This window comes from Streptomyces sp. NBC_01217 (genome assembly GCF_035994185.1).
GTDB lineage: Bacteria > Actinomycetota > Actinomycetes > Streptomycetales > Streptomycetaceae > Streptomyces.
In genome coordinates this window covers 5,734,584-5,759,066 of the sequence record NZ_CP108538.1, presented here as the reverse complement: position 1 = coordinate 5,759,066, position 24,483 = coordinate 5,734,584, and the positions used below count along the sequence as shown (strand labels likewise).

Here is a 24,483-nt window from a genome sequence, read left to right as displayed (position 1 = left end):
CGGAAGAGAGTCGGTCGCCGATGCTGGATGTTCTGGGTCTCGAACCCGATGACGAGCGCGTCTACCGCGCGCTGCTCGGACGCCCGAACTCCACCGCGATGCTGCTGTCGGATCTGCTCGTCGCATCGCAGGCCGACGTCGACAAGGCCTTGTCCCGCCTGGTCGAGTGGGGACTGGTGACCAGGTCGGCGGACGCGCAGTTCACCGCCGCCCCGCCGGCCATGGCGCTCGGCGCTCTCATCAGCCAGCGCCGGGACGGGCTGCGCATGGCCGAGCAGGCGCTGGTGACCTTCGCCGAGGAACACCGGGCGGCGATGACCGGGAACAGCATCAACGATCTGATCGAGGTCGTCACGGGCGTCGACGCCATCCGCCATCGCTTCCTCCAGGTGCAGCAGGCAGCCCGCACGCAGGTCCGCACCTTCATCACCGCACCGTTCCTCGCCGTGCCGCCCGACGAGAACACGGCCGAACCCGCGGCCATCGGCCGCGGCGTGCACTTCCGGGCGGTACTGGACCGGGCCGTGCTGGCGGAGCCGGGCATCATCACCGATGCGATCGATTCACTGCGCAACGGCGTGCAACTGCGCGTCGCCGACCAGTTGCCGATGAAACTCGTACTGGCCGACGCCGACCTCGGCCTGGTCCCGCTCGCGGTCACACCGGCCGGAGAGCCCGGCGCCGTACTGCTGCACCGCAGCGGCCTGTTGGACGCCCTGGACGCGCTGTTCGAGACGGTATGGCGCACCGCCCACCCGCTCGAACTGTCGGGCACCGGCGGAGAAGCCGAAACCACCGTCGAGTTCGGTACGGAAGGTCCGACCGACCTCGACCGAAGGATCCTCGCGCTGCTGCTGGCCGGCCTGACCGACCAGACGGCCGCGACACAGCTCGGTCTGTCACCGCGCACGCTGCACCGCCGCCTACGCCACCTCATGGACATGGCCGGAGTCCGGACCCGGATGCAGCTCGGCGGTCACGCCGTCCGACACGGCTGGGTGGAGCCGAGGGCGTTCGGTCCGGATGTCCCGGTCCGTGGTGATCATGTGAATCCATAGAGGGCAAGGACTCGGTGCCGTCCGCGTACTCGACCTCAACGCCTGACGGCCCAATGCCTGAGGAATTTGCTACACAAATTGCTACCATCGGTTCATGGATACTCCAGTCGAATACGGCCCCGACGAGGGCCCTGCCCAGAAGGTCAGCGTCTCCATGCCCGCCGGCCGGATTGCCGCAGTGAAGGCGCGAGTCGGAGCGCGCGGTTTCTCGGCCTACATCAGCGCGGCCGTGGAACGGCAGATACAGCGCGATCTGCTGGAGGAATTGCTCCAGGCCAAGGAGGCGGAGATCGGCCCACCTGACCAGGAGACCCTGGACTGGGCTGCGGAAGTCTTCCGAGAGGCCGAAGGTCTGTCGCTGCGGGAACACGTCGCACCGACGGCGGAGGGGGAATCCAAGACGTGGGACGCACACAAGGCCGGCTGAGTCATGGCGTCCTTCTTCTCGACTCCGAGGGGCTGAACCGGTTCATCGACAACGATCCCCGGGTCGTCGGACTCGTCCGGGCTGCTCAGTCCAAGGACACCTTGGTCGCTGTCAGCAATCTGACTCTGATCGAGACCTGGCATTCAAAAGTCCGCATGGACCGTTTTCGGTGGCACGTATCCCGCCTCGAAGTACTGCCTGTGACCGAGGCGATCACATGGCAGGCCATCGATCTGCTCCGCAACGCGAACCTCCACGGACACAAGTACGCCATCGACTCCGTCGTGGCAGCGACGGCACTGAGCTACGCGGGTCCACGGATCGTCGTCACATCGGATGTGGACGACATCAACAAACTCTGCGGGGACCGGGTGCGAGCCGTGGGCGTCTGAGTGAACGCATACAGAAAAGGTCAGGGCTGCACCAAGTCCGGTCCCATCCCTGTGCGTCTTGGCTCGATCTGACGGAAGTGCCGCGCTCCGGTACGGCCCGCGCGCCGGGAATCCTTGCCGCGCTTGGACTTTGAGGGCGCCCGCCCGGTGGGGCCGGTTGCGGAAGTCGGTACGGAGGGCGGCGGAGGACTCCCCTCCGTGGACGGCCGCGCATACGCTGGCACGTATGACGACGGGGGATGAACTGCTCCTGCTCGCGCTGAGACCGGGCAGGCGGCGAATCCGGATACGGGCCGAGGACCGGCTCCGGTTCGCCCTGCGGGCCTCGGAGTTGGCGGATCTGGGCCGGGCCGGACGGATCGCCATCGGGCCCCGGCGGATCGAGGTGCGGGACTCCCGGCAGGTCGAGGACCGGCGCCTGAACAACGTCCTGCGCAGCCTGGGCGCGACCGCTCCCCCGCCGAGCCTCAAGGACTGGCTGCGCCGGACACCGCGCTCCCTCACCACCGAGTACCTGTCCCGACTTGAGGACCAGAAGGCGGTCCGGGTCCGCAGGTGGCGCGACCCCAGCGGCCGTGCCCGCCACGACATCCTCTCCGTCGACCTGCCGCGCCGCCGGGCCCTGTTGGCCCGCCTCGACAACGTGATCCGCTCCGGCCCTGCAGCGTCTACCGCCGACGGCAACCTGACCCTCGCCGTCCTCGTACAGGCCGCGGGTCTCGCCTCTGCCGCCTACCCGGGCCTGCGGGGGATCGCCGACCGCCGCCGTCTGGCCGCCCTCGCCACGGCCCACCGCCTCGACCCGACCGCCGATGAGGAACTCGCTGCGGCACTGACCACCGGAGCCGATGCCCTCACCCGACGAGTCCTCGACGAACTCAGCGACCTCTACGCCGACTTCACCACCGGCGGCCACGGCCTCGGCCACGACCTGAACTCGGGCAGCTGGTCCGAGGGCGGCACGGGCCACCACGGCGGCGGGCACGGCGGCTGGTGATGCCGGCGGCCGCGGGGCGCACGCCCCTTGTTCCCCGGCGCCGTTCCACCCCCGCAGCCGACGCCGGCACTGACGCCCGACCCGAAACCGAGTTCTCCGGGCACCCACTGCATGGCGCCGGCACACTGCATCGTTGATTCACCGTGATTCGACACTGAGGTCCGCGCTCGTCAACTACGTTGTTGCCGTGGACCAATTGATCACCGAGGATCCGATGCACATCGGCCCGTATCGCCTGATAGCCCGTCTGGGCGCGGGCGGTATGGGCCTGGTGTACCTGGGCCGCTCGGAAGCCGGACGAACAGTGGCTGTGAAGGTGGTGCAGGCCGAGCACGCCCAGCACCCGGAATTCCGCAGGCGGTTCGCACGCGAGGTGGCGGCCGCCCGGCGGGTGGGCGGGACCTGGACGGCAGCCGTGCTCGACGCCGACACCGAGGCCCGGGTGCCCTGGGTGGCGACCCAGTACATCCCCGGGCCCGATCTGACCACCGTGGTCGCCAAGGACTTCGGGCCGTTGCCCGAGCACTCGGTCCGCACCCTCGCCGGCCGCCTGGCAGTGGCTCTGCAGTCGGTCCACGGGGCGGGCCTGATCCACCGCGATCTGAAACCGTCCAACGTGCTGGTGACGGTGGACGGCCCGCGCGTGATCGACTTCGGTATCGCACGGGCCATGGACAGCCTCGCCGGGGACAGCCTGCACACCCGTACCGGGATGCTCATCGGATCCCCCGGCTTCATGTCGCCCGAGCAGGTACGCGGCCTCGAACTCACCCCGGCCAGCGATGTGTTCTGCCTCGGTGCCGTCCTCGTCTACGCCGCCACCGGCCGCCTTCTCTTCGGGGCCACGGAAACCGGCCTGAACGCACACCTCTTCCGGATCGCGGAGGAGGAAGCGGACCTGACCGGCGTACCGGAGTCGCTCGTCGATCTCGTACGCGAATGCCTGCACAAGGACCCGGCACAGCGGCCCACGCCCGCTGACGTGGCCGCCCGTACCGCCACCGACCAGGACGGCGAATGGCTACCCGGCTCGGTGCTCGCCCAACTCGGGCGCCACGCAGCCCAGTTGTTGGACTTCACCCCGGAGACACGGGCCGCGCAGCCGGCCCCGCCCATCCCCGCCCAGGCCCAGCGTCCCCCGCAGCCCCAGCCACTTTCCCCGCCTCTCGCGTACACCCCGACGACGCCGGCGGACCTCCACCCGGCGCCGCCGGGGTTCGCACCATCCGCGGGCCCGGCTCCCGGTGCCTGGCCACCGGCCCCTGCCGACATCCATGGCCCGCACCCCAGGCGGTGGTGGGGACTGGGGGTGGCCGTGCTGGCGCAACTGCTGGTGCTGATCGGCACGACGACCACGAACATGGCACTGCCGTCCATCTACGTCGATCTGCACCTCGATGCCGACGACCTGGACTCGGTGCCTCTCGCCTCTGGACTGGCGTTCGGCGCACTGCTGCTGCTCGGCGGACACATCGCTGATCTCCTCGGCCGCAAACGGACGTTGATCACCGGCCTGGTCGGCTACGCGGTGGCGTGCGCGATCGGCGGCTCGGCCCCTTCTTTCGGCGTGCTCATCGGGGCCGACGTCCTCCAGGGCGCGTCCGCCGCGCTGCTCTCGTCGGCCGCGCTGGCCCTGGTGTCGACCAGCTTCACCGATCCGAAGGAGCGAGGCAGGGCTTTCGGGATCTATGCGGCGACCGTCGGCGGCGGAACGGCGATCGGCCTGTTCGCGGGCGGATGGCTGATCGAAAGTCTGAGCTGGCGTTGGTGCCTGTACGCCGGCATCCCGCTCGCCGTGACAGCCGTGTTCGGTGCGGCCGCTCTGGTGCACGACAGCCCGGTCCGCTCCCCTGCCCGCCTCGACGTACCGGGCCTGCTGCTCGGCTCCGTCGGGCTTGCCGCCCTCGTCTACGGCTTCGGCCGGGCCGAGCCGCGCGGCTGGACCGATCTCCTGGTCGTGGTCCTCCTCGTGGGCGGGCTCGTCCTGCTCCTGGTCTTTGCCTGGTGGCAGACCAGGACGACCGACCCGCTCCTGCCGCCGTACGTCTTCAGGGACCGCAACCGTGTCGGCTCCTGCCTCGCCCTGGCCTTCATCGGCATGGGCATGCTCGTCCAGTACCTGGTACTGACCAGGTACCTCCAGGGTGCCCTCGGCTATACCCCGTCCCAGACCGGCGTGGCCCTGCTGCCCATGGCCGGTGCGGTCGTCATCGCCTCCACCCAGGTTTCCGCCCGCCTGTACCTCCGGCTGGCGCCCCGCGGCCTCATCGTGCCGGGCCTGGTTCTGGCGGCGACCGGCCTGGCGCTCCTGACCGGCCTCGACGCCGACAGTGTGTACGCCACCCGGGTGCTGCCCGGCACTCTCCTCATCGGCTTCGGTCTCGGCCTGGCCTTCGTGCCGCTCTTCGCCACCGCGACCGGCGGGATCGCCCCCCAGGACTCCGGCGGGACCTCGGCGATGGTCAACATGGCTCAACAGTCAGGTGGTTGGGCTGCCACGCCTCTGTTCGGCGGTATCCTCGCCTCGGCGGTCTCCGCCCGGCTGGATCCCATGCCAGGACCTCTTGAGGGTATGGCCAAAGCAGCCGAACATGGCGTCCTGCTCAGCCGACAGAGCCTTCCGCCGGGACTGTCCGGCGTCGTCACGGAGACCAACAGAGCGGTCCTGAGCGGCTACTCCGTCATCCTTTGGTGGGCGGTCGGCCTCACGCTGCTCGCGGGCCTGCTCGTCGGCCTGCTGGTCACTGCCCAGGCTCCGCGTGGCGGCCCCGGCTCCCGGTGACCCCGTGCACCGGTCGATCCGCCCGACAGGGTACGGGCCCTCAGGACGTACTGCGTGCACTGTTCTCGATGGCCCGGGTCGGCGCAAAAGCGGTCGGCGGAGCGGTCCGACGACTGGAACACGGACGCGCCACGGACACGCGCGGCCTGGCGCCGACCGACTCGCCGAGCCAAGCGTGCGAACGCCTCCGTGACGCACCGGGGCAGTATGCCGGGCACCTGCCCGACGACCCGGAGGACGTCCCCGCCCCCTGCAGACACCGATCCCAGCCGGGATTCAAGCGCCGCCCCGAGCATCGTGACCGCCGCCGCGAGACTCAACGGGGCAACCGCACCCAGGACTTGGTGCCCAGCCGTGGTGGAGATGCCTCACAGGCGCCCCATTCCCCGCCCCAGTCGTCGACGACGGCCGCCAGCAGCCAGAGTGCCCGCCGACGCCGTGTTTCGCAGAGCGTGGCCACGTCCGGTTCGACGTGGTGGGGGTGCTGGTCCCAGACGAGGATACGGAGCGCGTCGTCGCGGTGGCGCAGGGACACGTACAGCTCCCTGCCAGGACTCATCCTCACCGTGACGGCGATGAGTTCAGCCACCGCATGCGTGGCCGGCCAGACGTACGGGGCGAGCGCGTACGCCTCCAGAGCGGCGGCGATCGCCGTACGGCCGATGAACGCGCTGCGGACATCCCCGGGCAGCGTGAAGCTCAGCGAGAGCCCGCGCGCGGAGCGGCCCTTGGAACGCAGGTACGGCTGGGGGTACTGCTGAGGGCTGCCGGGGTGCGGATACGGAACCGGCGTACGCGCCTCGGCGGCAAGCGGGCAGAGTGCGGTGAGTGGAGATGAGTGCATGGCTGACTCCCGTGTGACGGATGGCGAGTTGGTGATGTCTCTCTTTCGCGTGGGCGCGCACGAGTGGCTCACGTTGTTGTGTCGCGGACGAGCAGTGGCCTGTCTCCCTGGCGCGGGGCTGCCCCTCCCAGGGCAGGAGGATGCGGGCAGGACCGCGCGATGCACTTCCGGCTCGTCGTCGCTGTGTGAGCGGTGCGTAACCGAATGTAGCGCAGGAGTGGCACTCGTGTCGCCAAATTGGAGGCAATTGCCTCCCATCTGTTGGACTAGGAGCCTCACGCGGCGGCAGACTGTGCCCACAGTCCGTGGAAGAGAGGGCCCATGCCGAGCAGTTCCACTCCGACAGAACGCCAGAAGCGGCTCGGTGCCGAACTGCGCAAGATGCGCGTCGCTGCCGAGGCAACCACCGCTTACGCGGCTGGCTTGCTGGGCATCGACCGAACGAAAATCTCCAACATGGAGGTCGGCGTCCGCCCGATTTCGCCATCGCGCGTCCGCACATTGGCCTGCAACTACGCTTGCGCGGACGCCCTTTACGTCGACGCACTTGCATCGATGGCCGAAGAGCACGAACGCGGCTGGTGGGAGCAGTACAGAGGCACGCTCCCGTCAGGCCTATTGGACATCGCCGAACTTGAATGGCACGCGACCCGCATCCGAACTGCGCAGACCGTTCACCTTCCCGGCCTGCTCCACACCGACGGGTACGCCCGCGCGGTGTTCGGCGCCGTTCTGCCCCAGCTGTCCCGTCTGGAGATCGAGTTGCGGGTGGCGCACCGGATGGAGAGACAACAGGTCCTCGACCGCGAATCCCCCGTCGACTACGTGGGCTACGTCCACGAAGCTGCCCTGCGCATGCAGTTCGGCGGCCGGAGCGTCACACAGGAGCAGCTGCGACATCTCTGCGAGATGTCCGAGCGCGAGCACATCGAAGTACGAGTGATTCCAGTCGATCAAGGCGCTTTCCCCGGAGCCGGGCACGCACTCCTCTACGCCCACGGCGTCGTGCCCCAACTCGACACCGTGCAGCTCGATTCGGCACACGGTCCCGAATTCATGCACGCGGGTGCCCAACTGACCAAGTACCGCGCACACCTGGACTGGATGGAGAGTGCCTCACTGTCTTCCGCCGACTCCCGGGACTTCATCCACGCTGTCTCCCGACAAATTTAAGGACGTTCCTCATGTCTGAGATCAACTGGGAAGAGCCTTACTGCGGCGAAGGAAACAACTGCTTCAGGCTCGGCACGGACGAAAAGGGCAATGGCTTCATCGCCATCAGCGGCCAGGAGGATCGATACCTCACCGACAGCCGTGAGGCGCTTCAGCAGATGATCCGAGACATCAAGGCCGGCAAGGCCGACCACCTGCTGTAACAGCAAGGGTCCGGCACCGCGAAGCGCTCGCGGTGCCGGACCCTTGTCAGGTACCTCAGGAAGAGGTGCCGCGCGGGAAGGAGACCTCCACGCGGCGGTTCTTCTTGCGGCCCTCTTCCGTGCTGTTGTCGGCGATCGGGTACTGCTCGCCGTAGCCACGGATGTCGAAGCTGACGTTCGCCCCCAACTCCTTGACCAGCACCGACTGCACGGCGTTGGCGCGCTGCTTGGACAGCACGTCGCCGTGGGCCGAGGAGCCGAGGTTGTCGGTGAAGCCGAAGACACGCACCTTGGTGGCGTTCTGCTTCTTGATCTCGGCGGCGATGGCCGCGATACGGGAATTGGCGGCGGAGCTCAGCTTGGCGCTGTCCTTGCCGAAGAGGACTTCGGCCTGGAGCGCGAACTTGATGTTCGCATTGCTGTCCTCACGGCGCTCTTCGCCGCCCTCGTCCTCGATCACCTGGACGATGTCGAGAACCTTGGCGGGGGCGAGGGTTCCGCCTTCGGGCATCTTCAGGTCGGGGTCGTTGGCGTCGACGTTGACTGGGGGTACCGACGTCACCTCTGTGCCCGGGGGAACGCTGGGGCCGTCATCAGCCAGAGCCGTCGTCGCACCGAAGACAGTAGTACCCGTCAGCAGTATCGCGACAGCAATGGCTCGCCCTGTGACATGGCTTTGCATGGGCCGTGTACGAATGTCTTTCATACCGGCCATCACCCAGAAATCTTCAGCGAGGCAGTGGCGAACGTCGGCAGCGTGAAGTCGACTTCAGTGGTGGTTTCCGGAGGTGCCGGAAACTGCATAAAGATGGAAACCGACTTGCCGGGTTGAATCGCTGTCAGTCCGGTGGTGCAGAGGCATCGACCATCCGTATCCCGGAGAATGTAGTAGCGCTTCTTGCCGACCTTGTCTACGAGCGTCGCGCCTGCTACAGAATTCGGATTCTTGGCCACGATGATAGTCTCGCTGCCCGCCCACTGGCCGCCGCTGCGAATGCCGTCACCGTCATTCTTGATCACGCCGCTGACAGTAACGAACCCGCCGCTGTCGCGCTTCACCTCATTGACGACAAGAATCAAGCCATCGCGACCATTGACCTGTGCCAGCTTTACATTCGGGTCCACGTTGTCCCCAGCAGCGGTGTCCTCCTGCTTCGCCCCCTTGTCCCCGTCGGAGGGCTTGGAGGGTGCGGAGGACGGTGACGAACCGGCGTCATCCGCCTTTCCGCCACCATCAGTACCGCAACCGGCGACGGCCAGGGCCAATGCTGCCGTCAGAGAGACGGCTGCCACTGCCCTTCGGGACTTGGTGGAGCGCCGCATGCTCATGGGTTCTCGTTCCTTTACTCGTCGTTCGCTGTCAATTGTCGACCAGATGCACGTCGTAGAGGATCTTGCTCACCTGAGACCAAGGCGGGGGGCTGCTCGGCCTGATTTCCAGCATCTCTCCGCCCTCGCACGTGAAGAAGAAGATGTCCCGGATGCTGTCCTCGTTGAGGTCGACAGCCTTCCACTTGGGGCAGCGGAACTCGATCACGGCAGTGGCCGTGGCCTTCGCGAACTTCTTCTTCGTCCCGGGAATCACCGATGAGTCCACCGGCTTGCGGCCCTCGACCTCAACCTTGATCCGATCCCGATAGCCGCCGGGTATCGGCTCGCAGTAGTTGACATCAGCCTGATTCGCTGCGGCAAGTCCCTGAGCCGCAGAGCACCCGGGAACCGCGTGGGCCCGGAGGAACAGGTCCAACAGATCCTCTGGCAGCGAGGCAAGGAACGGAGCCTCGAACTCCTCGCGGGCTTGCTGTGCCGCAGCCAGCGCGGCAGCGTCCGCCGCTCCCTGGGATCCATTGCGCAAGGCCGCGGCCTTGCCGACGGCAAAGAACGCGAACACGAGGAAGAGCAGGCCCGCCACCATCACTACGTAGATGGGGAAGGCCTGCCCTGCGTCGCGACGAAGGCGCTCGATCACGAGCCCGCGGTGATGGAGTTCACAAGGTTGGAGATCCGGGTCGAGATCGCGCCACCGATACCCGTTGCCATGATCGCACCGATGATCGCCACGACCACCAGAATGATGCCCAGGTACTCGAACGCCGTCTGGCCGCGGTCCTTGGCCTCGTAACGCTTCTGGATCGCGCTGACCGCCGTGTTGGCCCAGCCGTTGACGCGGACGGCGGTCTTCAGGGTGATGTTCGACATGGTGTTCCCCTCCGGATTCGGCCGACCGGTAGCCGGCCGACTCGCACGTTTCTTGGGTGTCGCCAGCGGTTCCGGCTTCCTCCTGGCCGGAGCCGCCGGCGACGTGAGAAACATACGGTGGGACACCCTGTTCGCCGGAGGGTCCCAGGGCCCATTCCCGGGCCCAAAGCGTCGGTTGGGCCTTAGCCACGATGACCACCCGCCGTGGGGGCCGTGCCGAGCCAGCGGGCGATGGCCTCGCTGCGGCTGGCGCTTTGCAGCTTGGTGAAGATGCGGTTGATGTGGTTCTTGACGGTCTTCTCGCTGATGAAGCAGGTGGCGGCGATCTGCTGATTGCTCATGCCGGACGCGATCAGCTCCATGACCTCCACCTCCCGCGAACTCAGCCCGTACTGCTGTCTGTTGAGAGAAGACTGTGCCACAACTGGTTGCAGTTGCGAAAGACCCTGCGGAGGATGGGCCGGTCGCGCCGCAGGTGGGGGCGTTTCCGGTCTGGGTGTGTGTGCGGGCGCACCGTATTGCCCGCCCGGCGGGCCCGGGTGGGGAACGCCCGTGGCCAGGGCCCCGCCGAGGCCCTCGGGGAGTGGTCGTGCCTGGAGGCCCGGGTCCTGGCGCATGTGGGCGAGGAGGGCGTTGGCCGCGGTGGCGGTGAAGTGGGCGCGGCCGACCTTGGTGTCGCGTACGGCCTGGACCAACTGGTCGGCCGTGAACTCGCCGTGGACCAGATAGCCGCCCGCGCCCAGGCGCAGCGCCTCGTGGACGATCTCGCTCTCGCGGCTGTAGGTCAGCATCATGACCGGCGCGATCTGCACGAGGTGGGGCAGGGCGGAGATGCCGTCGACGCCGGGCATGCGGACGTCGAGCAGGACGACGTCCGGGCGGTGCTGTACGGCCATGTCGTAGGCCTGGCGGCCGTCCGCGGCCTCGGCGACGACTTCGATGTCCGCCCGGCCGGAGAGCAGGACACCCAGGCCGGCCCGGACCACAGGGTTGTCGTCGGCGACGACGACCCGCAGTGCGCCGGGGACGGGTGCGGGCGGCGGGGCGGGGAAGGGAAGCATGGGCCGGGATGTCGCGGACTCCCGGGGGACGGACGTGGGCGCGGGGGCAGGGGCGGGGAACCCGCTGGAGCCCGGCTCCGAGTTGAGCGGGGTGACGTGCGAGGACGTGTGCTGGGAGGCGTGGTTCTGTGCTGCCCAGTTCTGGCCCGACGCACGGGAGATGTCGTCCGGCATCTGCGACCTCCTCTCAGGGTCTCATGGGGGGTGAGGGTGGGGTTGAGTTTGAAGCTGTGCCCAGAGCGGCTATCGGGAGATCCAGGCGTACTTCGGTTCCCCTGGCCGCCTGGCCCTTTCCGATGCGGATGCGGGCGCCGATGGATGCGGCGCGTTCGACCATGCCGACGAGGCCGAAGTGTCCGGCGCGCCGGAGGTCGTCGAGCGTCGTGCCTGCGGGCAGGCCTCGCCCGTCGTCGTACACGCTGACGCGCAGGACATCGCGCTTCACGCCTGCCAGTACGACGAGGTAGGTGGGTTGTGCGTGGCGGTGCGCATTCTCCATCGCCTCGGAGGCGACGGTGAGCAGCTGGCGCGCGACCGCCTGGGGGACGTGCGGGACCGGGGTCTCGTTGAGCAGGCGGAACGTGGCCGTGAGGGTGTGGCGCCGGGTGAAGTCGTCCGCGCGGGCGCGCAGTTCGCGTACGACGTCCACGTCGCCGTCGAGTCCGGACTCCCGGCGCAGGTCGGAGAGGAGTTCGCGGGATTCGGCCGCGGCGCGGCGGGCGGCGCGGGCGACCAGTTCGGCCTGGTGTTTGACGGTGCGCGGGTCCATGCGGTCGGAGGAGCCCGCCAGGCCGTCGGCGGCCAGGGCCAGGCCGTGCAGGGTCTTGGCGACCGAGTCGTGCATCTCCCTTGCCAGGCGCGTGCGTTCGCCCTCCACGGCCTCGGTGACGGCGAGGCGAGCCCTGGTCTCGGTGAGGGCCTGGCTGGCCGTGCCGAAGCGCAGGAGCAGGTTGCGCAGGGTGACTCCCACCGCGCCCGCGATGATGCAGAAGCCGGGCAGGAGAAAGGCGGTGGCGTCGGCGGGCTGGAGCTTCGGGTCGGTGCCGTAGACGCCGAGGACGATGACGATCTGGAGTGCGGCGAAGACCGCCGCTCCACGCCAGCCGTATACGAGTCCGGCCAGCAGCGGGGTGCACACGGTGACGTACGCGAGGGTGGACTCGGGGGACGCGGTGATCAGCAGCAGGGCGCCGAAGAAAGCGTCGATCCCCAGCAGCCAGGGGTGGCGCAGGAGTACGGGGCCGAAGCGTTCCCAGTCGCGGAACAAGACGTACGAGCCCATGAAGGTGACGAGAATAGCCGAGCCGATCAGCCAGGAGGCCAGCCCCTTCGCGGTGTGGCCGATCGCGAACGGTGTGGCTATGGCGATCATCGCGAGCCGGAAGCCGAAGACCTGACGGCACATCGCCTGGAGCGCGTTGACCTGGATCGTGAACGCGGGGCGCGCTCCAGGACCGGCAATCGCCTGACGCACCTCCGTGTTCAGTCCTGTGTGGATGCTGCCAAGTTGGAACGACATGAGCCTGTCACCTCCCTCCGACCGTCCTGCCCACCGTCCGCCCCGTTCACGTCATCCGCCTGTGAGGAAGCCAAAGTCGATATTGGCTCCGTAGACGAAGCCGACCGTCAGCAGCACCAGCGTTCCGGGAAGCAGGAAGGTGGTGACCGCGAAGGTCGCCTTGGGGACCGCCCTGGCCGCCTTCCTACGGGCGTTCTGGGCGTCGGTGCGCCGCATGTCGTTGGCGATCTGGATCAGTGTCTCGACGATCGGGGCGCCCAGTTCCTCGCCCTGCTGGAGTGTGGTCACGAACATGGCCACCTGTTCCGAGTCATTGCGTTTGCGCAGCTGCTCGAAGGCCTCGCGGCGGCTGACGCCCATGTCCATCTGGCGCAGGGTGATACGGAGTTCATCGGCCCAGGGGCCCTCGTACTTCTCGGCGACGCGTCCCAGCGCCTGGCGAAAGCCCAGGCCCGCCGAGACGACGACGGCCAGGACGTCGAGGAAGTCGGGCAGGGTCCGGTCGATGTGGTCGCGGCGTACGCGGACCGCAGACCAGATGCCGACCTCGACCCAGAAGAGGCCGAAGCCGATGAGCAGCAGAGCGAGGAAGATCTGGCCGCGCATGAGCATCGTGAAGGCGCCGAACGCGCCGAGACCGCCGTAGACGGCGCGGCGGGCTGCGTAACGGTCGATGGTCAGGCCGCCCGGATTGCCCGCCAGGTCGATCTGGCGGCGCTTCTTGTTGACGGCCTTGGGTCCCATCATCCGCAGGACCGCAGGGGCCCAGCGCATGCCGAGCCGGTCGATGCCGGAGCCGACCGCGCCGGTACGGGTGGAGCCGATCTCCAGGGCGATCGCGAGGTCGCGGGGGAGCTTCGCGTCGCGCCGGTACATCCGGATGCCCGCGATGATCCCGTACACCGCGAGGCCCATGACTCCGGCGAGCAACAGGCCCATGTTCGCCCCGCCCATCAGACGTCGATCCGGGACATGCGGCGGATCACGATGAATCCGATCGCGTACAGGGCGATGGAGACGACCACCGCGACCTGGCCGATGAAGGCGCCGGTCATGCGGTCGAGTGCGCCGGGCATGACCGCGTTCATCAGGAGCATGGCGCCCAGGCCGAAGATGGGCACGGCGTAGGCCGTGACGGTGACCTGGGAGAGCTGGGTCTTGACCTCGCGCCGGGTCTCCTTGCGCTCCTCCAGCGTCTCGGTGAGGTTGCGCAGCGAGCTGACGACCGTACCGCCGGCCCGGTTGGACAGGACGAGGGTGGTCACCAGGACGACGAGTTCGCGGGAGGGCAGCCGGTCGGTCAGCTCGCTCAGTGCGTCGTCGAGGGGTTCGCCGACGGCGAGGCGGCGCGAGACCCGGGCCAGTTCCTCGCCCGCCGGGTCCTCCATCTCGTCGGCCGCCATGCTGATGGACGTACGCAGCGCGAGTCCGGCCTGGGTGGCGTTGGCGAGGATGCGGGCCAGCTCGGGGAGCTGGTTGATGAAGCGTTCGGTGCGTTTGGTCCGCTGCCAGTTCAGGAAGGCGTTGGTGCCCCAGAGGCCGATCAGGGCGGCGACCGGACCGAAGAAGCTGGCGAGCATGGACGAGGCGATCATCCAGAGGCCGGCCATGGCGGCGAGCGCGTAGACGAAGAACTCGCCCGGGGTGATGTCGAGCCCGGTGGCGGCCAGTTTCAGTTCGAGCTTCCGGCCGAGGCCCGTCCTGCGCAGCCTGCTGTCCAGGCCCCGGAAGCGGCGGTGGCGTCCGGTCTCGGGGATGTGGCCGGTGTGCGAGAGACGGTCCACCAGGGCGTCCCGGTCGGCCTTCCCGCCGGAGTAGGCGTGCAGGCCCGTGACGCCCGTGACACCGCACAGCAGTGTGACGCCGATCGTGAGCAGAGGGAGATTCGTCATGGCGCGATACCTAGTTGGCCTCTCGGGTGGCGAGCTGTTCGGCGGAAGCGGCGACCCCGAAGGCCTGCGGGATGGGCTGGCTGGCCATGTAGAGACGCTCGGCGATCTTGCGCGGGATCGGGAGGTACTGGAACTCACCGTTGATCCGCCCCTCGGCGTCCATCGGCCGGGCGTTGAACCGGGCGACGGTCACGATGCGGTACGGGTCGCGGCCGTGCGAGTCGAGGACGGCGATCTCGGTGACCTTGCGGGAGCCGTCGGCGTGCCGGGTGAGCTGGACGATGACGTCGACGGCGCTGTTGATCTGGTCGTGCAGCGCCTCGAAGGGGATCTTGATCTCGGACATCGAGGCCAGGGTCTGCAGACGCATGAGCGCGTCCTCGGCGTTGTTGGCGTGGACGGTGGCGAGCGAGCCGTCGTGGCCGGTCGACATCGCCTGGAGCATGTCGAGCGACTCGCCGCCTCGGACCTCACCGACGACGATGCGGTCGGGGCGCATACGCAGGGAGTTGCGGACCAGGTCACGGATGGTGATCTGGCCCTTCCCCTCGACGTTCGGCGGGCGGGACTCCAGCCGGATCACATGGCTCTGCTGGAGCTGGAGCTCGGCGGAGTCCTCGATGGTGACGATGCGCTCGCTGTTGGGGATGAGGCCGGAGAGCGCGTTGAGGAGCGTCGTCTTCCCGGTGCCGGTGGCGCCGGAGACGATCACGTTGAGCTTGGCCTGGACGAGCCCGGCGAGCAGGATCAGCATCTGCTCGTCGAGCGAGCCGACGTTGATCATCTCCTGGAGCGTGAAGGCCCGCGGGAACCGTCGGATGGTGAGCGTCGCGCCGGTCAGTGAGAGCGGCGGGATGATCACGTTGACACGCTCGCCGCTGGGCAGCCGCGCGTCCACCATCGGGTTCGACTCGTCGACTCGGCGGTTGACGGTCGACACGATGCGCTCGATGGTCTGCATCAGCTGTTCGTGCGAACCGAAGCGCATCGGGAGCTGCTCGACCCTGCCGCTGCGCTCGACGAAGATCTGGTCCGGCCCGTTGACCATGATCTCGGTGATGGACGCGTCTTCCAGGAGCGGTTCCAGGATGCCGAGACCGAGGGCCTCGTCGACGACCCGGCGGATCAGCTGGGTGCGTTCGACGGTCGAGAGGACCGGTCCCTCGCGGCTGATGATGTGGCTGAGTACGCGCTCCAGCCGGGCCCTGCGGTCCGCGGCGGCGAGCGAGGACATCTCCGCGAGGTCGATCTCTTCGAGCAGCTTGGCGCGGTAGGTGGCCACCATGTGACCGTCCTCCCGCCCCCCGCTGTTCTTCTCGGGGGCGGTGATGCGTGCCCGCAGACTCATTGCGTAACTCCTCGTTCCGACTGGCAACTTGAACCGCTGGTGAGGCAGCGGCGCGACGCGCCGCGGGGTCAGGTGCGGGGCATCGTGGAGCTTCGTTCGGCCGTGCCCCAGATGTTGACGCCGGGAAGGATGTCGGGCACTTCGACGCGGGTGGTGCAGGTGACCTCGTCGAAGGAGAAGCCGCTGTCCTTGATGTCGGCCCGGTCGGCGGTCCAGTCGCTCATCGCGGCCTTGCCCGCCTGCTCGTCGCAGCGGCCCGACGTCGACATGCTGGCCATCCGGGCCGCCGCGCGCGCCCCGGTGCCCGCCTGGTTGGCGGCGTACACGGCGAGGCCCGCCTGGATCGCGAGGAGGCCGACCAGGAGCAGCAGGGGGATGAAGCCCAGATACTCGATGGCGACCTGGCCGCGGTCGCGGCGGGGAACGGCGGTGGCGGCGACGGCTGCGGCCGTCCGGTCGGGTGTGTGCGTGTGCCTGCTCATCCCTCAGCCCTCCACCGGGAACGCGGCGTCGCCCTCGACGCGGAACGGCCAGTTGAGTACGCCGGGCACCAGGACGGGCACCTGCAGCCTGACCTCGGCCTCGTACATGCCGCCCGAGGTGCGGCACGTCGTCCGCTTCATCGAATCCCGCCATGCCTTCGGCAGGTGCTCCTCGGCCGCGTTCCGGCATTCCTGCCCGCGCAGGCCCTGTGCGATGGCTCCCCGGTGCGCCGCCTCGTCCGCCGCGTTCCCGGCCAGGGAGAACGTGTAGCCGATCAGTGCGCACTGCCAGAGCGCGATCATCAGCAGGATGATCAGCGGTGTGACGCCCAGGAACTCGATCGCGGTCTGGCCGCGGTCGCGCTCGCGGCCCCGGACGCGAAAGCGGATGCGGGAGCCCGTCGGGGACGGGTCACCGTAACGCCTTCCCCGTATCTCCGTGTCTGTCGTCTCGGTAATCACCATCGGTCAACTTGCCCCCTTGGTCGTCGCCCGGTTGCGGGGGTCGCCGTCGCGTCTGCCGCGCGGGCGCCCGATCGAGCCCCGGTCGTTCTTGAACATTCCGCCGCTCTTCGCGCCGTTCTTCTCGGGCCTGTCCGGGATCTTCACGATGCCCAGTTCGCCCGCGAGGCCCCAGAGCGCCTGCTTGACGGTGCTCTTGGGGTCGAGTTCGTGCAGCCGGCCGGCGTCGATGACGGCCTGGAGTTCCTTGAAGTTCGCGGGAACGGCCGTGTTCGCCATCCGCGTTCCGGTGATCTTCTCGATCAGCGGCGGCTGGATCTCGGTGTTGCGTATGAAGCGGTTGACGATCGTGACCGTCTCCTCCGCCTTGCGGATCTGGAGCCGGTCCCACATCCGTACGAGGCGTTTCGCGCCGCGCACCGCGATCACATCGGGCGTGGTGACCAGCAGCGCCGTGTCGGCCATCTCGATGGCCGCGGCGCTCGCCCCCTGCAGCTGGCTGCCGCAGTCGATCACCACGACCTCGTAGCGCGAGCGCAGGGCGCTGACGATCTGCCGGGCGGACCGGTCGCTGACCTCCTCGCCGCGCTCGCCGTCGCCCGGTGCCAGGAGCAGCGCGAGCCCGGAGCTGTGGCTGAAGACGGCGTCGGACAGGACGCGCGGCGATATGTCGGTGATCGCGGACAGGTCGACGATGGAGCGCCGGAACTGCACATCGAGGTACGAGCCGATGTCACCGGCCTGGAGGTCCATGTCGACCAGGGCGGCGGAGCGCCCGGACGCCTGGGCGGCCAGAGCCAGTTGTACGGCGGTGACGGTGGCGCCGACGCCGCCCTTGGCGCCGCTGACCGTGACCACCGTGCCGCCGGGGCCGGTGAAGACGTCGGCTCCGGTGCTCAGATGGCGGCGCACGCCGACGGACCACTGGGCGGCGGACTGGACCCGGTTGACGAGCTCCTCGTAGCTCAGGGGGAGGGTGACGACGCCGCGCGCACCCGACTCCATGGCGGACGAGAACAGGCCGGGTGTGACATCGGCGGTGATCAGCACGACCCCGATGGCGGGGAAGCGCAGGGAGACCTCCCGGATCAGTTCCAGCGCCGGCACCGGGCCGATCCGCTCGTGGACCAGCACGACCTCGGGCAGCTCGTCGAGGGACTCGCCCGCGAGCCGGGCAAGGGTGTCGATGAGCTGGGTCGAGTCACCGACCGGAGCGGCGGGTTCCGCGTCGGGGAGCTGGCTGAGCAGGGTGGTGACGGATCTGGCCGCGTCGACGTCACCGACGGCCGGGAGGATCCTGGTGGTCATCCGATCCTCACTTGTCCTTGTCGAGCGTGTAGGTGCGGTCGCCGGGCCTGATGGTGCTGTCGCTGCCGGAGGCCAGGAGCGCGAGGCGTACGTGCTCCGCGAAGGACTCGGCGTAGGCGATGCGCTGGGTGTCGAGCGTGTTGAGCGCGAAGGTGATCGGGACGGCCTCGGTGCCCATGTTGGACTTGGCGTCGCGGCCCGGCTCCAGGGCGGTCAGCTTGCCGACGTCCAGCACCTTGGCGTTGGAGACGATGACCTTCGACTGGGAGGGGTCGCCGTCGCGCTCACCCGCGAAGGTGGCGTAGATGTTGACCGTCGCACCGGGGGTGATCTTGCCCGCGACGCCGGTCGCGGCGTCGATCATGATGGCGATCTCCTGCTCCCCCGGCTGGAGTTCGGGGCGCTTTTGCATCATGTCGGACTGGAGCAGCGAGCCCTTGCGCAACTGGGTGACGGCGATCTTGCCGTTGACCTCGGAGAGGTCGGTCACCGCGTTGGTGGAGAGCCAGCGTTTCGGCATCGAGATCTTCTCGAACTGCCCGGGCGACAGGGCGGTGTAGGGCGCCACATCGGACTTCAGCTGGTAGGCCGGGACCTCCGGGCCGACCTTGGAGTTGACGTCGCTGATCACCGAGAGCACGCCGGCGAAGGCGCCGAAGGCGCACAGGACCGACAGGAGCAGGAGTATCACGCCGCGGCGCTGGCGGGAGTTCATGGGCCGGACAACCTCGTTCGAATCGGATGCGTGGGGCAGCGGACAGAAGGGCGTCTACGGAGGAAAGCGGAAGCGCTAGGACTGCGGTGGTGCGGGCGCTCCCTGACTGAGGACACCGGCGGAGTGCATTCGGTTCTCGGCCGCGGGCAGCGGGGAGGAGCAGAACCCGCAGCGATCACCGATGAGCTCCATTCCGCACCAGTGGCAGTTCTCCCGGCGTACGGAGGCCACCAGTTGGTACAGGATGGAGATGTCCGGAAGATAGGCGGCGAATTCCACCAGCTTTCCGGTTCCCCACCATGCCGGGGAATCGGAGGGAAGCGCCGCCTCGTGAATGGACTGGACCTGCCACGCGGGCGCGAGAGTCTGCTTCACCCACTCGGACTGGGACTGCCCTTTGGCGATCAAGAGCTGGGTGGCGAATTCCGGGCCGGCCGGCGGTTCGGCCTTCGGACCGACCTTGACGAGCTGCGGGTTCGGCCCCGCGACCACGGCGAACTGGGAGCCCGGCACCCATGACTTGGCGTGCGTCCTCAGGTCGACCGGAACCCGGTCGAACTTGGTGACGGAGTTCAGCAGGGCGCCCGCGTGGATGTAGTGGGACAGCAGCCGGGCGGCGGAGGCGACCACTCCCGGGCTGAAGTCGCAGATGGACAACTGGCGCAGCTGCCTGACGAGTACGGCGACACCCAAGGGGGGGAGGTCCACCTTGAGCAGAGCGATGCGGTCGCTCTCCAGCACGGACCGTACGGAGTGGAGCCGGCGTTCATGGGCGGGTGCGATGCCGGTGGGGTAGACGGCGACGACGTAGCCGTGCTGTTCGAGCAGCACGTGCATGTCCCCGATCGCCATCTCCAGCGGCTGGGCGCCGGGAGCCTGCAGCAGAGCGGCGGTCGGTGTCTGCTGGTCGGTCGGAGGTAGCACCAGATCAGCACTGGTCACTGCTATTGCGGTCGGCACGCTTTTCCCCGTTTCGGCTCCGGCCAAACGACGGTCATGACGTCGGCCGCAATCGCTCCTGCTCCGCACTTCTGCCTCAGCACTTTATCCACGTCTTACCTGGCAGAGAACACTTTTCGGAGGTCAGTACGACAACGCGTGCGAGCCGCCCGGACAAGATCTCCCTGCTAAATCGGATCAAATCGAGAATGGTTAACTCCTGTACCACTGCGGAGTGTTACGAATCCGGCTTCCGATTTCCCGGGACCGGTAATTCATCTCCGCACGTCAGGCCGGATACGGAGGCCGCGGCGCGCGGCCGGGGCCGGGTCGCGACCGGGCCGGTCCGTCACTGTGCGGACACTTGGACCACCTCACCCGCACGGGGGTGGGGGAGGTCAACAAAAAGTCAATTCACGGCGGGATCCCGGCCGTTGCGGAACCTCCGCAGGGCGTGCCGGCGGGCGCGGCCCGGGCAGCTGTCGTCACCAGAGGTCTTGACAACTTGATTGGTCTGGACCAGCTTATCGACCGACGCGGCCTCTCGGCCAACATATGACCTCTTTGGCATGCACGGAGCGGGCTACGATCGCAATCGTGCGATTTGGTTAGCAAGAGGACAATTCCTGCCAGTTTTGATCTTGTCGCATGGATCATCGAGTAACGGTCGTACGGTCGTGTGTGTGCAGCTTCGTTATGCCTTTCGGATCGAACCGGGCCCAGGTCAGCGTCTTGCGCTGGGGCGGGCGTTCGGTTGTGCGCGGGTGGTGTTCAACGACTGTCTGCGGGCCCGGAAGCAGGCTCATGAGCAGGGCCTGCCGTATCCGACGTCGGCGGAGCTGTCGAAGCGGTACATCACCGAGGCGAAGAAGACACCGGAGCGGTCCTGGCTCGGAGAAGTCTCGTCGGTGGTGCTGCAACAGTCGTTGCGGGACCTGGATGCGGCATACCGGGGTTTCTTCGGGAGTATCAAGGGCATTCGGAAGGGGCCGAAGGCCGGTGAGCCGCGGTTCAAGTCGAAGCGGGGCGGTCGCCAGTCCGTGAGGTTCACCGCGAACGCGAAGTGGTCGATCACTTCGGACGGGAAGCTGAACCTTCCGAAGATCGGCCTGGTGCGGGTGCGCTGGTCCCGGACCCTGCCGTCGGTCCCGTCGACGGTGACGGTGGTCAGGGACGCAGCCGGCCGGTACTGGGCCAGCTTCGCCGTGGAGACGGACCCTGCGGCGGAGGTTCTGCCGCCGCTCGACCGTGACCAGGGCATCGACCTGGGGCTGACGCACTTCGCCGTCATGGCGGACGGCTCCCGGGTGCGGTCACCCAGGTTTCTACGCCGCGCGGAGAAGAAGCTCAAACGCGAGCAGCGGAGCCTGTCGCGGAAGGAGAAGGGGTCGAAGAACCGGAACAAGCAGCGGATCAAGGTCGCTCGCGCTCATGCGGGAGTGGCGGATGCGCGCCGGAACTTTCACCACGAGCTGTCCACGAAGCTGATCCGTGAGAACCAAACGGTCAGTGTGGAGAGCCTGGGTGTGAAGGGCCTGGCTCGTACGCGGCTGTCGAAGTCCGTGCACGACGCGGGCTGGTCGGCGTTTGTGACCATGCTGGAGTACAAAGCGTCCCGGTACGGGCGCACTCTGACCAAGGTCGACCGGGCCTTCCCGTCTTCCCAGATCTGTTCCGCCTGCGGACACCGCGACGGCCCGAAGCCGTTGCACGTCCGTGCCTGGACGTGCTCCGCGTGTGGTGCCCGGCATGACCGGGACCACAACGCGGGCCAGAACATCAGAACCGAGGGACGGCTCATCCGCGCCGCCCACCAAGCGGTACCACCCACCCCCGGGCCGGGGGCCTCGCGCTGGTAACGGCGCGAGTAAACGCCTGCGGAGCACAGGTAAGACCAGGGACCTGTCCCGGCACCGTGCACAAGCCCCACCTGCGGGTGGGAAGGAACCAGGAATCCGACTCAAGGCGATCCGTTCGCACGGACGCCAGGGAGAGAATCCCCCACACTCACGTGAGGGAGAAGGCCAATGGCAGAACTTCAACAACCGCGGCGCGACAGGCCAAAAGTTCAGCAACGTGCCCGCGAAATGCGAAACCATCACGGTTGCCTTCGCAGACGTTACGACCGCGCCGCAGGCCATCACCTTCAACCTGGACTCAGCGGAGCGCGGTGGAGCGGTGGAGCGGTGGAGGCAAGTGGATCAGCCGAGGACCGCGAGGGCGTCGATCTCGATGAGCAGGCCCTTGGGGAGACCGACGTAGACCGTCGTACGGGCGGCCGGGGCCGCCTTGAGGTTCTGCTCGCCGAAGTAGGAGTTGTAGATCTCGTTCATCTCGGCGAAGTGGTCCACGTCCGTGAGGTAGACGCGCATCATCATCACGTCGTCCCAGCTCGCGCCGCCCTCCTCCAGGATCGCCTTGACGTTGGCGAAGGTCTGCAGGGTCTGCTCGCGCAGCGTGGGGCCGGCGGGCGTCGGGGCCTGGCCCTCGACTGCGGGAAGGAAGCCGACCTGGCCGGCGACCTGGAGGATGTTCCCCTTCTTCACCCCGTGCGAGAACTTCGCGGGCGGTGTGGTGTGGGTGCTCGGGGTGAGGGCGGTCTTCTCGGTCATGGCTGTTCAGGCTTTCTTGGGTTGGTTGGTGCCGGAGTACTCCCGGCTGATGGTTTCGGCGGTACGGCGCACCAGCGGGAGCAGGGTGAGGAGTTCCTCGGCCGTGACGACGACATTGGGGGCGGAGACCGACATCGCGGCGACGACCCGCCCGTCCGCGCCCCGGATGGGGGCGCCGATGCAGTTGATGGACTCCTCGTGGCCGCCGAGGTCGGTGGCCCAGCCCTGTTCGCGGACGACGGCGAGTTCCTTGAGGAACGCACCGGCGTTCGGGATCGAACGGGACGTGTACATGGGGTAGTCGAGCTTCTCGGCGACGGCGCGGCGCTCGGGCTCGGTGAGGTCGGCGAGGAGCAGCTTCGCGACGGCGGCGACGGTGATCGCGACGGGCTTCCCGATGCGCGAGTACATCCTGACCGGGTAGCGGCTCTCGACCTTGTCGATGTAGAGGACCTCCTGCTCCTCGTACACCGCGAGATGGACCGTGTGGCCGCAGTTCTCGTTGAGTTCGACGAGGTGGGGGTGGGCGATCTCGCGCACGTCGAGGTTCTCGACGGCCTCCTGCGCGAGCGCGAAGAGCCGGGCGCCGAGGCGGTAGCGCTGGTCCTGCTGGCGGTAGACGAGTCCGTGCTCATGGAGCGTACGGAGCAGGCGCAGCGCGGTGGACTTGTGGACACCGAGCCGCTCGGCGACCTGCCCGAGGTCGGCGGGCCCCTGGGCGAGCAGCGGCAGGATGCTCAGCGCGCGGTCGACGGTCTGACTCATGTCGTACGTACCTCCTGGTCGTCCCCCGTCCACCCGGGGCCGAGACGAAGTCTCCCCCAGGCCTCGTCGTCCAGTGCGGCAAGGGCGTCGGCGTGAGCGCGGGCGGGAGGGTCGGTGAGGTCGCCGGGGACGGTGAGGACGGCGGCGGCCATGAGGTGACCGTGCCGGACGCGGTCGCGCACGGGGAGGTCGCGGAGGGTGGCGGAGAGAAACCCGGCGGCGAAGGCGTCCCCGGCACCGACGGGGGCGACGACGTCCACGCGGAGGGCGGGGACGGTGGTGACGCTCTCAGCCCGTCCGGGGACCGTTTCAGCCTCTCCCGGGGCAAATTCAGCCCCTCCGGCGATTGAGGAGCGGGGTCCGGGGCGGAGCCCCGAAAACACCGTCGCCCCCGTGGCGCCGCGCTTGACGACCAGCACTCCCGGCTCCGGCAGCACCGCACGGATCGCCTCCGCCCCCTTCACCCCCCACGCCTCCTCCGCCTCGTCCTCGCCGACGAAGACCAGGTCGCAGCGGCGGGCCAGATCGAGGAGCACATCGGGCGCCGCGCCGGCGTCGCGCCACAGGCCGGGGCGGTGGTTGACGTCGAAGGAGATCAGCGGGCGCCCGGACCGGGGCGCGGTCAGATCGTGGAGCAGGGCCAGGCAGTCCGCGGAGAGCGCCGCCGTGATGCCGGACAGGTGCAGGACGCGGCCCGCGAACAGCGCCTCGTAGGGGACGTTGTCCGGGGACATCGCGGAGGCGGCGGACCCCGAGCGGTAGTACGCGACCTCGTGGACGTCCGTGGCCCGGTCCGTCGCCGTACGGAAGTAGATCCCGGTGGGCCGCGCCGGATCGCGCCGCACGGCGCGGGTGTCGACGCCGTACCCGGCGATCGCCTCGACGAGATGGTCCCCGAACCCGTCCGCGCCGACCCTGCTGACCCAGGCCGCCCGGTGCCCGGCGGCGGCGAGCGCGCAGGCGACATTGGACTCGGCGCCGCCGATGCCACGGCTGAAGGAGGGTACGTCGGCGAGGCGTCCGGGCTGCGACGGCAGGAACGTCACCATGGACTCGCCGAGGCACACGACCTCGGCGGCCGTGGCGGTGTCGGCGGTCCTGGCCGGGGTTCCGGACACTCGGGGGCTCCTCGCGGGTTCGGCGGGTTCAGCGGGTTCAGCGGGTTGAGCGGGTTCGGCAGCATCGGCTGATTCGGACTGCTCGATGATTCGGGGCGGCGATTCTGGGAGGGTGGCGCAGGCCCTCGGCATTGACCCGGCGTCGGCTCGGATGTTAGACAGCGTTAAGCGATATGCGCAATGGGTG

26 protein-coding genes are annotated in these 24,483 nt (G+C 68.4%); 8 read left to right on the top strand and 18 right to left on the bottom strand.

The genetic code is table 11. The features are described 5' to 3' along the window. The first annotated feature begins 20 nt into the window (after positions 1–20). From OG507_RS25935 to OG507_RS25915, 5 genes are all read left to right on the top strand, one after another. Positions 21–1,058 (top strand): helix-turn-helix domain-containing protein, encoded by a 1,038-nt coding sequence (locus OG507_RS25935; protein WP_327369572.1) that lies wholly within the window; start codon positions 21–23, stop codon positions 1,056–1,058. 94 nt (positions 1,059–1,152) lie between these two features. After that, positions 1,153–1,485, top strand: coding sequence for a hypothetical protein (locus OG507_RS25930; protein WP_327369571.1), 333 nt, complete (start codon positions 1,153–1,155; stop codon positions 1,483–1,485). Next, on the top strand, positions 1,461–1,877 hold the full coding sequence (locus tag OG507_RS25925; RefSeq protein ID WP_327369570.1) for a PIN domain-containing protein: 417 nt from the start codon (positions 1,461–1,463) through the stop codon (positions 1,875–1,877). Before OG507_RS25930 ends, OG507_RS25925 begins: the two co-directional genes overlap by 25 nt. A gap of 226 nt (positions 1,878–2,103) precedes the next feature. Continuing rightward, a complete protein-coding gene (locus OG507_RS25920) occupies positions 2,104–2,874 on the top strand; it encodes a GOLPH3/VPS74 family protein (protein ID WP_327369569.1) in 771 nt (256 codons plus the stop codon). Between the two features lie 187 nt (positions 2,875–3,061). Continuing rightward, a complete protein-coding gene (locus OG507_RS25915; RefSeq protein ID WP_327369568.1) occupies positions 3,062–5,656 on the top strand; it encodes an MDR family MFS transporter in 2,595 nt (864 codons plus the stop codon). Between the two features lie 316 nt (positions 5,657–5,972). Here OG507_RS25915 and OG507_RS25910 read toward each other — a convergent pair whose 3' ends face one another. Next, positions 5,973–6,500 carry an ATP-binding protein gene (locus OG507_RS25910; RefSeq protein WP_327369567.1) on the bottom strand — a complete coding sequence of 176 codons (528 nt, stop codon included), beginning with the start codon at positions 6,498–6,500 and terminating at the stop codon, positions 5,973–5,975. A 321-nt stretch (positions 6,501–6,821) separates the two neighbouring features. On the opposite strand from OG507_RS25910, the gene OG507_RS25905 reads away from it, so the two are divergent. Both OG507_RS25905 and OG507_RS25900 read left to right on the top strand, forming a co-directional pair. Continuing rightward, complete coding sequence (locus OG507_RS25905) at positions 6,822–7,673, top strand: DUF5753 domain-containing protein (RefSeq protein WP_327369566.1); 852 nt, start codon at positions 6,822–6,824, stop codon at positions 7,671–7,673. Positions 7,674–7,684: 11 nt separating this feature from the next. Beyond that, positions 7,685–7,876: a hypothetical protein gene (locus OG507_RS25900; RefSeq protein ID WP_327369565.1), complete on the top strand. Its 192-nt coding sequence runs from the start codon at positions 7,685–7,687 to the stop codon at positions 7,874–7,876. Between the two features lie 55 nt (positions 7,877–7,931). Here OG507_RS25900 and OG507_RS25895 read toward each other — a convergent pair whose 3' ends face one another. The 14 genes from OG507_RS25895 to OG507_RS25830 form a co-directional block, all read right to left on the bottom strand. Beyond that, complete coding sequence (locus tag OG507_RS25895; RefSeq protein ID WP_442811014.1) at positions 7,932–8,558, bottom strand: OmpA family protein; 627 nt, start codon at positions 8,556–8,558, stop codon at positions 7,932–7,934. A 32-nt stretch (positions 8,559–8,590) separates the two neighbouring features. Continuing rightward, positions 8,591–9,205, bottom strand: a complete 615-nt coding sequence (locus OG507_RS25890; protein WP_327369563.1) for a hypothetical protein — start codon at positions 9,203–9,205, stop codon at positions 8,591–8,593. A 31-nt stretch (positions 9,206–9,236) separates the two neighbouring features. Then, positions 9,237–9,845: a pilus assembly protein TadG-related protein gene (locus tag OG507_RS25885; RefSeq protein WP_327369562.1), complete on the bottom strand. Its 609-nt coding sequence runs from the start codon at positions 9,843–9,845 to the stop codon at positions 9,237–9,239. Then, the gene (locus OG507_RS25880; protein WP_327369561.1) at positions 9,842–10,075 is read right to left on the bottom strand and encodes a hypothetical protein; all 234 of its coding nucleotides are present in this window, start codon (positions 10,073–10,075) and stop codon (positions 9,842–9,844) included. Before OG507_RS25880 ends, OG507_RS25885 begins: the two co-directional genes overlap by 4 nt. A 182-nt stretch (positions 10,076–10,257) precedes the next feature. Continuing rightward, positions 10,258–11,310 carry a response regulator transcription factor gene (locus tag OG507_RS25875; RefSeq protein WP_327369560.1) on the bottom strand — a complete coding sequence of 351 codons (1,053 nt, stop codon included), beginning with the start codon at positions 11,308–11,310 and terminating at the stop codon, positions 10,258–10,260. 13 nt (positions 11,311–11,323) lie between these two features. Beyond that, complete coding sequence (locus OG507_RS25870) at positions 11,324–12,655, bottom strand: sensor histidine kinase (protein WP_327369559.1); 1,332 nt, start codon at positions 12,653–12,655, stop codon at positions 11,324–11,326. A 51-nt stretch (positions 12,656–12,706) separates the two neighbouring features. Next, on the bottom strand, positions 12,707–13,594 hold the full coding sequence (locus tag OG507_RS25865; RefSeq protein WP_327372089.1) for a DUF5936 domain-containing protein: 888 nt from the start codon (positions 13,592–13,594) through the stop codon (positions 12,707–12,709). A gap of 14 nt (positions 13,595–13,608) precedes the next feature. Next, positions 13,609–14,547, bottom strand: coding sequence for a type II secretion system F family protein (locus tag OG507_RS25860; protein ID WP_327369558.1), 939 nt, complete (start codon positions 14,545–14,547; stop codon positions 13,609–13,611). Between the two features lie 10 nt (positions 14,548–14,557). Next, positions 14,558–15,895, bottom strand: coding sequence for a CpaF family protein (locus OG507_RS25855; RefSeq protein ID WP_327369557.1), 1,338 nt, complete (start codon positions 15,893–15,895; stop codon positions 14,558–14,560). A 68-nt stretch (positions 15,896–15,963) separates the two neighbouring features. After that, positions 15,964–16,377 carry a TadE/TadG family type IV pilus assembly protein gene (locus tag OG507_RS25850; RefSeq protein ID WP_327369556.1) on the bottom strand — a complete coding sequence of 138 codons (414 nt, stop codon included), beginning with the start codon at positions 16,375–16,377 and terminating at the stop codon, positions 15,964–15,966. Between the two features lie 3 nt (positions 16,378–16,380). After that, a complete protein-coding gene (locus tag OG507_RS25845) occupies positions 16,381–16,842 on the bottom strand; it encodes a TadE family protein (RefSeq protein WP_327369555.1) in 462 nt (153 codons plus the stop codon). A 3-nt stretch (positions 16,843–16,845) separates the two neighbouring features. Further along, on the bottom strand, positions 16,846–18,147 hold the full coding sequence (locus OG507_RS25840; RefSeq protein ID WP_327369554.1) for an AAA family ATPase: 1,302 nt from the start codon (positions 18,145–18,147) through the stop codon (positions 16,846–16,848). Positions 18,148–18,154: 7 nt separating this feature from the next. Next, positions 18,155–18,862, bottom strand: a complete 708-nt coding sequence (cpaB, locus tag OG507_RS25835) for a Flp pilus assembly protein CpaB (protein ID WP_327369553.1) — start codon at positions 18,860–18,862, stop codon at positions 18,155–18,157. 75 nt (positions 18,863–18,937) lie between these two features. Further along, positions 18,938–19,804, bottom strand: coding sequence for a hypothetical protein (locus tag OG507_RS25830; RefSeq protein ID WP_327369552.1), 867 nt, complete (start codon positions 19,802–19,804; stop codon positions 18,938–18,940). Positions 19,805–20,484: 680 nt separating this feature from the next. Between OG507_RS25830 and OG507_RS25825 the strand changes: the two genes are divergently transcribed. Further along, positions 20,485–21,660, top strand: a complete 1,176-nt coding sequence (locus OG507_RS25825) for an RNA-guided endonuclease InsQ/TnpB family protein (protein WP_327369551.1) — start codon at positions 20,485–20,487, stop codon at positions 21,658–21,660. A 342-nt stretch (positions 21,661–22,002) separates the two neighbouring features. Here OG507_RS25825 and OG507_RS25820 read toward each other — a convergent pair whose 3' ends face one another. From OG507_RS25820 to OG507_RS25810, 3 genes are read right to left on the bottom strand one after another with little or no spacing between them, the layout of a single operon-like run. After that, positions 22,003–22,413: a RidA family protein gene (locus OG507_RS25820; protein ID WP_266688935.1), complete on the bottom strand. Its 411-nt coding sequence runs from the start codon at positions 22,411–22,413 to the stop codon at positions 22,003–22,005. Between the two features lie 6 nt (positions 22,414–22,419). Further along, entirely contained in the window at positions 22,420–23,178 is a 759-nt protein-coding gene (locus OG507_RS25815) for an IclR family transcriptional regulator (RefSeq protein ID WP_327369550.1), read from the bottom strand. After that, complete coding sequence (locus OG507_RS25810) at positions 23,175–24,296, bottom strand: sugar kinase (protein ID WP_327369549.1); 1,122 nt, start codon at positions 24,294–24,296, stop codon at positions 23,175–23,177. Before OG507_RS25810 ends, OG507_RS25815 begins: the two co-directional genes overlap by 4 nt. Between the last annotated feature and the right edge of the window lie 187 nt (positions 24,297–24,483).

Bases quoted from the DNA above. Each gene is read 5' to 3' on its own strand.
- OG507_RS25820 (WP_266688935.1), bottom strand. From the start codon at position 22,413: ATGACCGAGAAGACCGCCCTCACCCCGAGCACCCACACCACACCGCCC.
- OG507_RS25935 (WP_327369572.1), top strand. From the start codon at position 21: ATGCTGGATGTTCTGGGTCTCGAACCCGATGACGAGCGCGTCTACCGC.
- OG507_RS25855 (WP_327369557.1), bottom strand. From the start codon at position 15,895: ATGAGTCTGCGGGCACGCATCACCGCCCCCGAGAAGAACAGCGGGGGG.
- OG507_RS25870 (WP_327369559.1), bottom strand. From the start codon at position 12,655: ATGTCGTTCCAACTTGGCAGCATCCACACAGGACTGAACACGGAGGTG.
- cpaB (WP_327369553.1), bottom strand. From the start codon at position 18,862: ATGAACTCCCGCCAGCGCCGCGGCGTGATACTCCTGCTCCTGTCGGTC.
- OG507_RS25840 (WP_327369554.1), bottom strand. From the start codon at position 18,147: ATGACCACCAGGATCCTCCCGGCCGTCGGTGACGTCGACGCGGCCAGA.
- OG507_RS25890 (WP_327369563.1), bottom strand. From the start codon at position 9,205: ATGAGCATGCGGCGCTCCACCAAGTCCCGAAGGGCAGTGGCAGCCGTC.
- OG507_RS25880 (WP_327369561.1), bottom strand. From the start codon at position 10,075: ATGTCGAACATCACCCTGAAGACCGCCGTCCGCGTCAACGGCTGGGCC.
- OG507_RS25900 (WP_327369565.1), top strand. From the start codon at position 7,685: ATGTCTGAGATCAACTGGGAAGAGCCTTACTGCGGCGAAGGAAACAAC.
- OG507_RS25865 (WP_327372089.1), bottom strand. From the start codon at position 13,594: ATGGGCCTGTTGCTCGCCGGAGTCATGGGCCTCGCGGTGTACGGGATC.
- OG507_RS25930 (WP_327369571.1), top strand. From the start codon at position 1,153: ATGGATACTCCAGTCGAATACGGCCCCGACGAGGGCCCTGCCCAGAAG.
- OG507_RS25875 (WP_327369560.1), bottom strand. From the start codon at position 11,310: ATGCCGGACGACATCTCCCGTGCGTCGGGCCAGAACTGGGCAGCACAG.
- OG507_RS25845 (WP_327369555.1), bottom strand. From the start codon at position 16,842: ATGGTGATTACCGAGACGACAGACACGGAGATACGGGGAAGGCGTTAC.
- OG507_RS25910 (WP_327369567.1), bottom strand. From the start codon at position 6,500: ATGCACTCATCTCCACTCACCGCACTCTGCCCGCTTGCCGCCGAGGCG.
- OG507_RS25815 (WP_327369550.1), bottom strand. From the start codon at position 23,178: ATGAGTCAGACCGTCGACCGCGCGCTGAGCATCCTGCCGCTGCTCGCC.
- OG507_RS25850 (WP_327369556.1), bottom strand. From the start codon at position 16,377: ATGAGCAGGCACACGCACACACCCGACCGGACGGCCGCAGCCGTCGCC.
- OG507_RS25905 (WP_327369566.1), top strand. From the start codon at position 6,822: ATGCCGAGCAGTTCCACTCCGACAGAACGCCAGAAGCGGCTCGGTGCC.
- OG507_RS25860 (WP_327369558.1), bottom strand. From the start codon at position 14,547: ATGACGAATCTCCCTCTGCTCACGATCGGCGTCACACTGCTGTGCGGT.
- OG507_RS25895 (WP_442811014.1), bottom strand. From the start codon at position 8,558: ATGCAAAGCCATGTCACAGGGCGAGCCATTGCTGTCGCGATACTGCTG.
- OG507_RS25920 (WP_327369569.1), top strand. From the start codon at position 2,104: ATGACGACGGGGGATGAACTGCTCCTGCTCGCGCTGAGACCGGGCAGG.